Origin of the sequence: Empedobacter sp. GD03739, from assembly GCF_029843245.1 — a bacterium.
In the GTDB taxonomy this organism is placed as follows: Bacteria; Bacteroidota; Bacteroidia; order Flavobacteriales; family Weeksellaceae; genus Empedobacter; species Empedobacter falsenii_B.
This window is the reverse complement of sequence record NZ_JAOCHX010000012.1, coordinates 25,597-39,400: the sequence shown is the minus strand read 5'-3', so window position 1 is coordinate 39,400 and position 13,804 is coordinate 25,597. Positions and strand designations below refer to the sequence as shown.

Annotated in this window: 10 protein-coding genes; 5 read left to right on the top strand and 5 right to left on the bottom strand. The window is 34.2% G+C overall.

What is annotated here, in order from left to right; translation table 11 throughout:
- Positions 1-2: 2 nt before the first annotated feature.
- From N5E64_RS05645 to mfd, 4 genes are all read right to left on the bottom strand, one after another.
- Positions 3-542: an NADH-quinone oxidoreductase subunit C gene (locus tag N5E64_RS05645; RefSeq protein WP_038333373.1), complete on the bottom strand. Its 540-nt coding sequence runs from the start codon at positions 540-542 to the stop codon at positions 3-5.
- Positions 543-551: 9 nt separating this feature from the next.
- Positions 552-1,124, bottom strand: a complete 573-nt coding sequence (locus tag N5E64_RS05640; protein ID WP_038333376.1) for an NADH-quinone oxidoreductase subunit B — start codon at positions 1,122-1,124, stop codon at positions 552-554.
- A gap of 29 nt (positions 1,125-1,153) precedes the next feature.
- Complete coding sequence (locus N5E64_RS05635) at positions 1,154-1,519, bottom strand: NADH-quinone oxidoreductase subunit A (protein ID WP_115002285.1); 366 nt, start codon at positions 1,517-1,519, stop codon at positions 1,154-1,156.
- A 227-nt stretch (positions 1,520-1,746) separates the two neighbouring features.
- Positions 1,747-5,115 (bottom strand): transcription-repair coupling factor, encoded by a 3,369-nt coding sequence (gene mfd, locus N5E64_RS05630; RefSeq protein ID WP_280036243.1) that lies wholly within the window; start codon positions 5,113-5,115, stop codon positions 1,747-1,749.
- A gap of 482 nt (positions 5,116-5,597) precedes the next feature.
- On the opposite strand from mfd, the gene ilvD reads away from it, so the two are divergent.
- From ilvD to ilvA, 5 genes are read left to right on the top strand one after another with little or no spacing between them, the layout of a single operon-like run.
- A complete protein-coding gene (ilvD, locus tag N5E64_RS05625) occupies positions 5,598-7,289 on the top strand; it encodes a dihydroxy-acid dehydratase (protein ID WP_280036241.1) in 1,692 nt (563 codons plus the stop codon).
- Positions 7,222-8,982: a biosynthetic-type acetolactate synthase large subunit gene (gene ilvB / locus N5E64_RS05620; RefSeq protein ID WP_280036240.1), complete on the top strand. Its 1,761-nt coding sequence runs from the start codon at positions 7,222-7,224 to the stop codon at positions 8,980-8,982. Before ilvD ends, ilvB begins: the two co-directional genes overlap by 68 nt.
- 6 nt (positions 8,983-8,988) lie before the next feature.
- Positions 8,989-9,582: an acetolactate synthase small subunit gene (gene ilvN / locus N5E64_RS05615; protein WP_125348895.1), complete on the top strand. Its 594-nt coding sequence runs from the start codon at positions 8,989-8,991 to the stop codon at positions 9,580-9,582.
- Positions 9,583-9,623: 41 nt separating this feature from the next.
- A complete protein-coding gene (ilvC, locus tag N5E64_RS05610) occupies positions 9,624-11,105 on the top strand; it encodes a ketol-acid reductoisomerase (protein WP_280036239.1) in 1,482 nt (493 codons plus the stop codon).
- A 34-nt stretch (positions 11,106-11,139) separates the two neighbouring features.
- Positions 11,140-12,423 (top strand): threonine ammonia-lyase IlvA, encoded by a 1,284-nt coding sequence (gene ilvA / locus N5E64_RS05605; protein ID WP_221854717.1) that lies wholly within the window; start codon positions 11,140-11,142, stop codon positions 12,421-12,423.
- A gap of 73 nt (positions 12,424-12,496) precedes the next feature.
- On the opposite strand, the gene thrC is transcribed toward ilvA, so the two are convergent.
- Entirely contained in the window at positions 12,497-13,804 is a 1,308-nt protein-coding gene (gene thrC, locus N5E64_RS05600; RefSeq protein ID WP_125348892.1) for a threonine synthase, read from the bottom strand.

Sequence of the window (13,804 nt, the reverse complement as noted above, 5' to 3'; positions counted from 1 at the left end):
GGTTAATTTGCTTTTACATTAAAACCTCCGTAATTAAAATCTCCACCACGACCAAACATATCGTCGTCTTTGTCTTTACGTGTTTGATCCTCTAATGGGAACTCTTTGCGTAACGGATGATAATCCATTTCTGGAACATTCATGACACGAATTAAATTTGGATGTCCTACAAAATCAACTCCATAGAAATCATACGCCTCGCGCTCTAACCAGTTAGCTGTTTCGAATAATTTAGTTGCGGTAAAAATCGAAGGTTTTTCGATTGGTAAAGCAAATTTTAATCGAACCTCAACTCCTTCATATAGATTATAAACTAAATAGGTTACAACCAATTCTTCTCCAACATTATTAGGATAATGAATAGCAGTTAAATCCTTCAAAAATTTGAAAGATAATTGCTCATCATCATATAAATATTGTAAAATCTTTAGATTGAAATCTTTGTTAGCGTATAAAGTCAATACACCGAAATGCTCTTCGTATCCGTATATATTTTCTTGAAACTTCTGAACCAAACGGTCTTTTATAAATGAATTGTCCATTATTTCAACTTATTTAATTCCATAACTTGCTAAAAGTTGTTGATATTCTTCGCTACTTCTGCGACGAACACTTTCGCTCTCTACCAACTCCTGAATACGCATTACACCATCGATAATTGCTTCTGGACGAGGCGGACAACCTGGCACATATACGTCTACTGGAATTACTTCATCAATTCCTTGTAAGACCGAATATGTATCAAAAATTCCTCCCGAACTTGCACAAGCACCAACAGCAATCACCCAACGAGGTTCTGCCATTTGGATGTAAACTTGCTTCAGAACTGGCGCCATTTTTTTAGAAATTGTACCCATTACCATCAACAAATCGCACTGACGAGGCGTAAAAGCCAAACGCTCAGATCCAAAACGTGCCAAATCGTATGTCGAACCCATAGTCGCCATAAACTCGATTCCGCAACAACTTGTCGCAAATGGTAAAGGCCAAATAGAGTTTTTACGCGCTAATCCAACTACTTTTGATAGTTGCATCGCCATAAAACCTTCACCTTCAAAACCTCCTGGAGACTCTACAATCTTCACATTGGTATTGTGTGTTACTGGTCTTTTATTATGAATCATTATACTATTATTTTAGAATTTTAATCGCTCTATTTTTCCCAATTAAGAGCTCCTTTTTTGCGTACATACAAGTACATCACAAAGAATAATCCAACGAATGTTACAACTGCTGCAAAACCTTCCCAACCTAACTCTTTAAAATTCGCTGCATATGGGTAAAAGAAGATTACCTCTACGTCGAATAACACGAATAAAATGGCTACTAAGAAGTATTTAATTGCAAATGGCTGTCTTGCATTTCCAACTTTCTCAATCCCAGACTCGAAATTCTCTAATTTTTCGTCTGTCTTTCTCGATGGCCCAAGAAAATGTGTCGCAACGATAGTACCCGCTACAAACGCAAAAGCAATCACAAAAAGAATGAGAATAGGAATATAACTTGATGCTGTTTCCATAACTACTTTACTATTTTTCCAACTAATATTTTATCGATAAAAATAATAATAAAATATCATATTATTTATGTAAATTAGTTTTCAGCTAGTTATAGTTCTTTATATGATAAATTATATATTATTTATCTATATCGGAAGTTTAATGATTGAATAAAAAAAGGAGAACTAACAACTTGGTCAATTCTCCCTATGTATTTTATTAGATTACTAATTAAAACTTAAAAAAGTTAATGAATTAATAAATTTTGTAGATTTTGCAGTGCTTCATGCACAGTTTTAATATGTTCAAATCGTACTAACAATGTTGGATACTCTTCTCCTTTTTTGGGTGATTTTTCCTTAAAATTGATGTTTTTAGGGTTATTTTGAACGTAATTTAAAATTAATCTAAATTCATCTGACTGATAAAATTCGCTTTGTGGTTTATTAATAAAATAAGCCAATAAAACACCATTTTTCATCACCAAACGTTCGAAACCTAATTTTTTACTGATCCATTTCAGTTGAATTGATTCCAATAAATTTTCGGCTTCAATTGGTAATTTTCCAAAGCGGTCAATCAAATTATTTTTAAACGTTTGTAAATCTGTTTCAGTTTCGACATCAGCTAATTCTTTGTACAACAATAAACGTTCTTCCGAACTTTCAATGTATTCGTCGGGGAACATAATTTGTAAATCCGAATCAATTTGCACATCCGATACATACGATTTTACTTCTTCCGATTTTTGATCTTCGAACAAATCTTTGAAATCTGTTTCTTTCAATTCTTCAATCGCTTCATTCAAGATTTTTTGATACGTTTCGAAACCGATATCCATCATAAATCCTGTTTGTTCAGCACCTAAAAGATTTCCAGCTCCACGAATTTCTAAATCTTTCATCGCAATATTGAATCCTGATCCTAAATCAGAAAACTGCTCAATTGCTTGCAAACGTTTACGCGCTTCGTCCGTTAAAACCGAAAGTGGTGGCGCAACCAAATAACAAAACGCTTTGCGGTTACTACGACCAACACGTCCACGCATTTGATGCAAATCTGCCAAACCGAAATTCTGCGCATCATTAATTAAAATCGTATTCGCATTCGGAACATCTAAACCAGATTCGATAATAGTTGTTGACACAAAAACATCATATCGACCATCAATAAAATCGAGTAAAACGGCTTCTAATTCTTTCCCATCCATTTGTCCATGACCAATCGCCACACTCGCATCAGGAACTAATCGTTGTACCATTCCAGCAATATCTTTTAACGATTGCACACGATTGTGAATGATATAAACTTGTCCACCACGTTGCATTTCGTACATAATCGCATCACGGAAAATCTCTTCATTAAAACCAACCAATTGCGTATCGACAGGTTGTCTATTTGGTGGAGGAGTTTTGATAACCGATAAATCACGCGCAGCCATCAACGAGAATTGAAGTGTACGCGGAATTGGCGTCGCAGTCAAGGTTAATGTATCAATATTTTCGCGAAGTGTTTTCAATTTATCTTTTACACCAACACCAAATTTGTGTTCCTCATCCACAATTAATAATCCCAAATCTTTGTATTCAATTTTTGGATTAACCAATTGATGCGTTCCTATCACAATATCAACTTGACCAGATTTTAAACCATCTAAAACAGCTTTTTTCTTTGCTCCTGTTACAAATCGATTGAGATAAGCAACTTTCACAGGCAAATCTCGTAAACGCTCTGAAAATGTCTTGAAATGTTGAAAAGCTAAAATCGTTGTTGGCACTAAAACAGCAACTTGTTTTCCATCAACAGCTGCTTTCATCGCCGCACGAATCGCAACCTCTGTTTTCCCGAAACCAACATCTCCACAAACCAAACGATCCATTGGGCGTTCAGATTCCATATCCGTTTTTACATCTTGCGTCGCTTTGTACTGATCGGGCGTATCTTCATAAATAAAAGATGCTTCCAACTCATTTTGCAAATACGTATCAGGCGAATACGCAAAACCTTTTCTGGCACGGCGTTTCGCATATAATTTAATCAAATCGAAAGCAATTTCTTTTACTTTAGCTTTGGTTTTATTCTTTAAATTTTTCCAAGCTGGAGATCCAAGTTTTGAAATTTTTGGCTCAGCGCCATCTTTTCCTCTAAACTTTGCAATTTTATGCAACGAATGAATATTAACATACAGAATATCATTATTTTGATAAATCAATTTGATTGATTCTTGCGTTACGCCATTATTATTCAATCGTACCAAACCTGCAAATTTTCCGATCCCATAATCTATATGCGTCACAAAATCTCCAACTTGCAACGAATTGATTTCCTTTAGCGTAATCGCTTCTTTTTTGGAAAATGAATTTCGAAGATTGAATTTATGATATCGACCAAAAATCTGGTGATCCGTATAACACGTTAATTTGATTTCTTCGTCAATAAAACCTTGATAAATAGATCCCAAAACGGGAATATATGAAACTTCTTTTCCGATATCATCAAAAATTTCTTCGAAACGTTTGATTTGATTTTCATTGGAACAAATCAGTGCATTTTTGAAACCTTCGGCTTTATGCTCATTCAAATCATCAATTAATAACTCGAATTGCTTATTAAAACTTGGTTGAGGTTTGAATGGTGATTCTATTTCTTCAACTGTTTCAAAATAAGATTTCATGGAACATTCAATAACTCCATAAGATGAAATTTGTTGAAGAAATGCATTCTCATTCAAAAATAAATGATTCGGTTCTGCTTGTTTAATTTCTCCTTTCAATTCTGAAAAAGCAACTTCCGCTTGTTCAAAATTCTTGGTGATTTGTTTCGCTAAAACAGAAATATTTTTCGCGATAACTAAACTATCTTTCGAAATATATTCTAAGAAACTTTCTCGTTTTTCGTTAATCGATTTACTCTCAAGATTTGGAATAATCGTAATTTCTTTTGTCGTTGCAATGGACAATTGATTCTCGATATCAAACGTTCTGATGGTTTCCACCTCATCACCAAACAACGAAATTCGATAAGGATGCTCATTCGAAAACGAAAAAACATCTATAATTCCACCACGAATCGAGAATTCTCCCGGTTCAGAAACAAAATCAACACGATGAAAATTATAAGAAGATAAAACCTCCGTTAAGAAATCAATTCCTAAATCATTTCCAACCTTCACTTTAAGTGTATTCGTAGAAAGCGCTTTTTTTGTCACTACTTTTTCAGACAAGGCTTCCGCATATGTCACCACAATTTTTGGGCGTTTCGAATGCGATAATACATTTAAAACCTCTGTTCTAATAACAACATTTGCATTATTTACTTCCTCAATTTCGTAAGGACGCTTATAAGAAGACGGAAAAAATAGAATTTGTTCTTTATCAAACAAAGTTTCCAAATCATTTAACACATAAGCCGCTTCTTCTTTATCATCAAAAATTAGAATCGTAGGACGCGCAACACGATCATATAAATGACCAGTTATAATGCTCAATCCTGAACCTAAAAAACCTTTGATATTGACTTTATGCTGTGGATTATTTTTAAAATTGACAATAAGCTTCTGTACGAAATCTGAAGAATCGTATAAGCTAAAAACGTTGTGAATAGTTTTCTGTTCCAAAGTTTTGCAAATATAAAATTTTATAAACTTATTTTTAAACAATCTTCAAAAAAAGCAATGTTAAAATGCGAATTTTCAATTAATGAAAATTTTTCGGAAAATTTATAAAAAAAGTTGAGCTAAGTTAAAAAAATTAATCCTAGCTTTGATTTATCAAAAAAAGAAAATGAAATTAGTTCACAACATTATCAACTTGATTATTTTAGTCATTCTTATCCCAAGGAGTGGTAATTAATTGTGTACGTACAAAATAACAATTAAAGCCACTTCATAACGAGGTGGCTTTTTTTATGGAGAAAAATTAATTAAACAATATTATGCAAAACAATTTCGTCATTATTATCATTATTATTTTAGTCTTGGTCTTACGATTAGGAAAGGTGGTTTTATGACGAATTTTTTGAACGATTTTTTATGAGCCACCTTAATTTAAGGTGGCTTTTTTTATGTTTTTAATACAAACAAATGTCAAATAAACAGTGATGAAAAACAACAAAGAAGCACTAAACAAACACAGCCGAACCGTAACGCAAGATGACACTTTACCCGCGTCACAAGCGATGTTACATGGGATTGGCCTAACTAACGAAGACCTAAAAAAACCGCTAATCGGAATTGCAAGTATGGGGTACGATGGAAATACTTGCAATATGCATCTGAATCAATTTGCACAGTTGGTACAAGATGGAATGAAAGCCGAAAACCTAATCGGATTGAAGTTCAACACTATCGGAATTAGCGATGGAATTACCAACGGAACTTCAGGAATGCGCTACTCTTTAGTAAGTAGAGAAATCATTGCAGATTCTATCGAAACTGTTTGTGCAGGACACTTTTACGATGGCGTAATTACTATTCCTGGTTGTGATAAAAACATGCCAGGATCGATTATGGCAATGGGACGTTTAAACCGTCCTTCGATCATGATTTATGGTGGAACAATTGCTCCGGGACATTACAAAGAAGAGGAATTAAACATTGTTTCTGCTTTCGAAGCATTAGGAAAAAAATTAAACGGAAATCTTGATGACAAAGATTTTTGTGGAATCATTCAGAATGCTTGTCCTGGTCCAGGTGCTTGTGGCGGAATGTATACAGCAAACACAATGGCAGCGGCGATTGAAGCGATGGGAATGAGTTTACCTTATTCATCTTCTTATCCTGCTCTTAGCCAAGAAAAGAAAAACGAATGTACAACTGCAGCGCATTATCTAAGAGTTTTATTAGAAAAAGATATTAAACCAAGTGATATCATCACGAAGAATTCTTTAGAAAATGCCATCAAAACGATTGTTGTTTTAGGCGGAAGCACAAATGCTGTTTTGCACTTATTAGCAATTGCAGCGACTATGAATATCAAATTATCATTAGACGATATACAAGCAATTAACGATAAAACATCAGTAATAGCAGACTTAAAACCTAGTGGAAAATACTTGATGGAACATTTGAGTAAAGTTGGTGGAGTTCCTGCTGTTTTAAAGTATATGTTACAAGAAGATTTAATCGATGGAAGTTGTTTAACGGTTACTGGAAAAACATTAGCCGAAAATTTAGCATCGGTTCCTGATTTAGATTTCTCTAAACAAAATATTATTCGTCCATTATCTAATCCCATAAAAGAAACTGGACACTTACAAATGCTTTACGGAAACCTTGCTCCTGGCGGATCGGTATCTAAAATATCTGGAAAAGAAGGTTTTTATTTTAAAGGAAAAGCACAAGTTTTTAATAGCGAAGTTGAAGTTTTAAAAGCAATCGAAGATTTACAAATCAAAGCTGGAAGCGTTATCGTCATCCGAAACGAAGGTCCGAAAGGTGGTCCTGGAATGCCAGAAATGTTGAAACCAACATCTGCCATTATTGGAGCTGGATTAGGAGATAAAGTCGCTTTGATTACAGACGGACGATTTAGTGGCGGAACGCACGGATTTGTCGTCGGTCACATAACACCAGAAGCTTTTGAAGGAGGTCCAATCGCATTAGTCGAGAATAATGATCTCATCGAAATTGACATCAACAAAAATGAATTAAACCTTTTGATTGATGAAAAAACATTAGAAAATCGAAAAAATAACTGGAAACAACCCGCATTAAAAGTAAAAAATGGAGTCTTATACAAATACGCAAAGCAAGTCGGAAACGCTTCAGAAGGATGTCTTACTGACCAATAAACCAACTCAAATTTCAGGTTCACAAGCGATTATTAACGCTTTATTGTCCGAAGGAGTTACAACAGTCTTTGGCTATCCTGGTGGCGCAATTATGCCTATATATGATGCTTTGTATGATTACAAAGATAAATTAGAACACATTTTAGTTCGTCATGAACAAGGAGGCATTCACGCTGCGCAAGGTTATGCAAGAACTTCAGGAAAAGTAGGTGTAGCTTTTGCCACGAGTGGTCCAGGCGCAACGAATTTAGTCACTGGAATTGCAGATGCCATGATTGATAGCAATCCTATTGTATGTATCACAGGGCAAGTTTTCGCTTCTCTTTTAGGAACGGATGCTTTTCAAGAAACTGACGTTATCAATATTACTAATCCTATCACGAAATGGAATTATCAAATTACTGATGCAGAAGAAATAAATGATGTTCTAGCAAAAGCATTTCATATTGCTCGCTCTGGAAGACCAGGACCTGTCTTAATTGACATTACAAAAAATGCTCAAATACAACTTATCGAAAAGAAAAAGTATGAGAAATGCACGCATGTTCGCAGTTATAGACCAGAACCAGAGATAAGAACTGAATATATAAAAGCTGCTGCTAAACTTATTAATCAAGCAAAAAAACCATTTGCGATTATTGGTCAAGGAATATTACTTGGAAAAGCTGAACAAGAATTAAACGATTTCTTAGAAAAATCTGGAATTCCTGTAGCAACAACTTTGATGGGATTAAGTTCTTTAGATACTGATCATCCACAATATGTAGGTTTATTAGGTATGCATGGTAATTATGCACCTAATGTTAAAACAAATGATTGCGATGTATTAATTGCCATAGGAATGAGGTTTGATGATCGCGTAACTGGACGCTTAGACAAATATGCAAAACAAGCCAAAGTGATTCATCTTGATATTGACCCAGCAGAGATTGGTAAAAATGTAAAAGTTGCTGTCCCTGTTTGGGGAGATTGTAAAAAAACACTTCCGTTATTAACAAATTTGATTCATCCTAATGATCATTCTCAATGGTTAAAAGAATTTAGAGATCTCGAAAAAGAAGAACGTACAGAAGTTATTGATAAAGAATTCTATCCAACAACTGATGTAATGTCTATGGCTGAAGTTATCAACACATTAAATGAGTTAACAAACGGAGAAGCCGTAATTGTTACAGATGTTGGGCAACATCAAATGTCGGCTTGTCGTTATGCGAAATTCAAAGATTCTAAGCTTTTGGTTACATCAGGAGGATTAGGAACAATGGGATTTGGTTTACCTGCTGCAATTGGAGCGTGGTATGGAGCACCAGAAAAAGATATTGTCATGGTTTGTGGTGATGGTGGTTTCCAAATGACTTTACAAGAAATGGGAACTATTATGCAATTTGGAGCAAAAGTAAAGATGTTAATCCTAAACAATAGCTTCCTTGGAATGGTTCGTCAATGGCAAGAATTATTCAACGACAAACGCTATTCATTCGTAGATATTACAAGTCCAGATTTTGTTGCGCTTGCAAAAGCTTATCAAATAGAAGGTCAAAAAATAGAAGCAAGAAACGACTTGAAAAATGCATTAAAAGAAATGTTAGAACATGATGGTTCTTACCTTTTAGAAGTAGTTGTAGGAAAAGAAAACAATGTATTTCCTATGGTAGAGCAAGGTACAAGTGTTTCTGAAATTAGATTAAAATAAATGATTATGGACTCAAAACGAGAATATACAATTACGCTATATACAGAAAATTCCATAGGAATTTTGGGAAGAGTTGCAGGAATTTTTACTCGACGAAAAATTAATATTGAAAGTTTAAGCACTTCTCCATCAGAAATAGAAAATGTACACCGATTTACAATTGTTATTGAAGAATCTGAAGAAGTTGTTCGAAAACTTTGCATGCAAATTGAGAAACAAATAGACGTTCTTAAAGCTTATTTCAACAATAATGATGAATTAATTTGGCAAGAACAAGCTTTATACAAAGTTCCAACCAATATTATTGCAGAGAAGGCATATGTAGAACGTTTGTTACGTCAATATGGTGCAAACACAGTCGTAATCCGTAATGATTATACAGTTTTTGAAACAGCTGGTCATCGTGAGGAAATTGATAATCTAACACAAGAGCTGACTAAATATGGCTTAATAGAATTTGTTCGAGGAGCTAGAATAGCAATTATCAAAGCAAGTGCTGGTTTCCATGAAAAATTATTACAATTCGAAAAAGACGAGCCATCAAAAGAAGTAATCGAAAATGAATTCCTAAACGAAGGAACCTCAGTTTTCACAATGTAAAGACAAACAATTCAACAAATAATTTTATTAAAAAAACAAAAATGACTAATTACTTTAATTCACTATCATTAAGAGATCAATTATATCAACTAGGACAAGCAGAATTTCTAAATAACTCAGAATTCGCAAAAGGTACAGACGCATTAAAAGACAAAAAAATTGTGATTGTAGGCTGTGGTGCGCAAGGTTTAAACCAAGGATTAAATCTACGAGACAGCGGTTTAGATGTTTCATACGCGTTACGCAAAGAAGCGATTGAACAACAAAGAGATTCTTGGAAAAATGCAACAAGTCATAATTTTACAGTAGGAACTTTCGAGGAATTAATCCCAAATGCTGATGTAGTAGCGAATTTAACACCAGATAAACAACATACGCAAGTTATCAATACTGTTCAACCACTTATTAAACAAGGTGCTACACTTTTATATTCTCATGGATTCAATATCGTAGAAGAAGGTATGCAAATTCGTAAAGATATCACGGTGATAATGGTTGCTCCAAAATGTCCAGGTTCGGAAGTTCGTGCAGAATATTTAAGAGGATTCGGAGTTCCAACATTAATTGCCGTTCACCCAGAAAATGATCCCGAAGGAAAAGGTTTTGATCAAGCAAAAGCATATTGTGCAGGAACTGGTGGTCACAGAGCAGGCGTTTTAAAATCGTCATTTGTTGCAGAAGTAAAATCAGATTTAATGGGAGAACAAACCATTTTATGTGGTCTTTTACAAACAGGTTCTATTCTTTCTTTCGATAAAATGGTTGAAAACGGAATTGATGCTGGTTACGCTTCAAAATTAGTTCAATATGGAGTTGAAGTAATTACAGAAGCCTTAAAACATGGTGGAGTTAGCGGTATGATGGATAGATTAAGCAATCCTGCTAAAGTAAAAGCTTTTGAATTATCAGAAGAATTAAAAGAAATTATGCGTCCATTGTTCCAAAAACATCAAGACGATATTATTTCGGGTGAATTTAGTAAAACAATGATGGAAGATTGGGCGAATGATGATAAAAACTTATTAAAATGGAGAGCTGAAACTGAAGAAACTGCTTTTGAAAAAACACCAGCTGGAGATACAAATATTACTGAACAAGAATATTTTGACAATTACACCTTAATGGTTGCTTTTGTTCGTGCTGGAGTTGAATTAGCTTTCGAAACTATGGTGGAAGCAGGTATTAAACCTGAATCTGCTTACTACGAATCATTACACGAAACACCATTGATTGCAAATACAATTGCTCGTAAAAAATTATTCGAAATGAATCGTGTAATTTCTGATACAGCAGAATATGGTTGTTATCTTTTCGATCAGGCTTGTAAACCTTTGTTAAAAGATTTTATGACAAAAGTAAACGTAGACGTTGTCGGAAAAAATTACAACGAAGGAAAAGACAATGCTGTTGACAATGCGACATTGGTACACATAAATGATGTTTTACGTAATCATCCTGTCGAAACTGTGGGAAAAAAACTTCGTAAAGCAATGACTGCTATGAAAACCATAAAAACGGCATAATCAAATATTAAAATAACTAAGAAAATAGTGAATTATGACAAAGGGACTTAGAAGTGAGAAAACTGAGACCTTAGGCGTTTCGCTTGACGAAGTAAACTTAGCACAAATGAATTTGAAAGGAGTTGCCAAAAACACTCCTTTCGATTTCAATGAAAATTTAAGTCGTCAATTTGATGCGAATGTCTATCTAAAACGAGAAGATTTACAAGTCGTCCGTTCATACAAATTACGTGGTGCTTATAATAAAATCGTTCAGTTATCAGAACAAGAAAAAAATAATGGTGTAATCTGCGCAAGTGCAGGAAATCACGCGCAAGGTGTGGCGTATTCGTGTCAACAATTAAATATCAAAGGTAAAATTGTGATGCCAACGACGACACCTCAACAAAAAATAAAACAAGTAAAATGGTTTGGGAAAGATCAAATCGAAATCATTTTACATGGTGATACATTTGATGATGCATCGGCTTTTGCACATCAATTATCCCAAGAAGGAAATATTACATTTATTCATCCTTTTGATGACGAAAAAGTAATCGCAGGACAAGGAACTGTTGCTTTAGAAATTTTGAATCAATGCAATCAACCAATCGATTATATTTTCGTGCCAATTGGCGGTGGAGGTTTAGCATCTGGCGTTATTTCTGTGATGAAAACACTTAGTCCAAACACCAAAATTATTGGCGTAGAACCGAGTGGCGCAGCAAGTATGGCAGAAGCTATCAAACAAAAACAATCTGTTGCATTAGCGAAGATTGACCCTTTTGTAGATGGCGCAGCTGTAAAAAAAGCAGGTGAAAAAACCTACAAAATCTGTGCAGAAGGTTTAGAAACAACTTGTGCTGTTCCAGAAGGAAAAGTTTGTTCGAGCATTTTGCGTTTGTACAATGAAGACGCAATTGTTGTAGAACCAGCAGGCGCTTTGAGTGTTTCGGCTTTAGATTTTTTCAAGGAAGAAATCAAAGGAAAAAATGTGGTTTGCGTGCTTAGTGGAAGCAACAACGACATTACGCGAATGGAAGAAATAAAAGAAAGAAGTTTGCAATATGAAGGTTTGAAACATTATTTCATTATCAATTTTCCTCAACGTGCTGGCGCTTTAAAAGAATTAGTGAACGAAGTTTTGGGTGAAAATGATGACATCACCTATTTCCAATACACACAAAAAAATAACAAAGAAACAGGTCCAGCAGTAGTTGGCATTGAATTAGACAAAAAAGAGGATTTAGATGGTTTAATTTTTAGATTAGAAAATCATCATTTCGACTATCAATATCTTAACACAGACAACACACTCTTTTCGTTAATGATTGGATAATTTTTCCATCATTAATATACTATTCAAAAAAAGCAAAGCTTCTATTTAGTTAGAAACTTTGCTTTTTAATTTATTAATTATTCAACAACCAATTTTTCAACTCATCAAAATTATTGCTCATTTCAACTTTATTCGATTGTTTCGATTTCAATTCTTCTACTTCTTTTGGATAGACAATTTTATCTTGTATTTCTTTCGGAAAAACTTCAGGAAATTTACACGGATGCGCTGTCGATAAAAACACCACTAACTCTTTTTCATCTTGCTTTTTCGCTTGGTATTCCTTCGCCGCCAACCAGGCAATTGACGTATGAGGACAAGCAATATAATTGTATTCTTGATTAATTTCTACGATTGCATTTATTGTTTCTACATCAGAATAAGCTTTTGAAACCATTTTTGATTTTAATTGCTCCACATCTTGCTCAAAAAATTCCATCACGCGAACCCAATTACTCGGATTTCCAACATCCATTGCATTCGATAACGTTTGTACAGAAGGTTTTGGTTGATAATTTTCGGTTTTTAAAAATGAAGGAACTGTATCATTCGCATTCGTAGCCGCAACAAATTGTTCCACTTCCAATCCTAATTTTGAAGCTAAAATACCTGCCGTAATATTCCCAAAATTTCCACTCGGAACAACAAAAGAAACTTTCTCAAAACCTTTTCTTTTTGCTTGGGCAAATGCCTCGAAATAATAGAAAGATTGCGGAATTAAGCGAGCAATATTAATTGAATTTGCTGAGGTTAAGTTTAGATTTTTCATTAAATCTTTGTCTAAAAAAGCTCGCTTGACCAATGCTTGACAATCATCAAAAGTTCCGTCGATTTCTATGGCACGAATATTTTTTCCATTCGCCGTTAATTGCAATTCTTGTATCAGCGACACTTTTCCTTTTGGATACAAAATCGTTACTCTCGTTCCTTCTACTCCCAGAAAGCCAAGTGCTACAGCGCCTCCTGTATCGCCAGAAGTTGCGACCAAAACATCTAACAATTGATTATCTTTTTTTGAATAATGTGCCATCACGCGACTCATAAATCTTGCTCCAAAATCTTTAAAAGCAAAAGAAGGTCCGTGAAATAATTCCAAAATAGCTAAATCATCTTCTAAAAACACCAAAGGCGCAGGAAAATTAATTACATCATCAATTAAATTATTAATCGTTTCTTCAGAAAAATCATCTTTTAATAAGTGATTTGTCACCTTTTTCGCAATCTCTTGAAATGAATAATTTTCAATAGAATTCAACCAATTTTCATCTAATTTTTCCAACGACAAAGGCATATACAATCCTTTATCTTCTGGCAAAGATTGGAAAACCGCTTGTTTAAAATCGACTCTGTTATTATGATTATTTGTACTATATAATTTCAT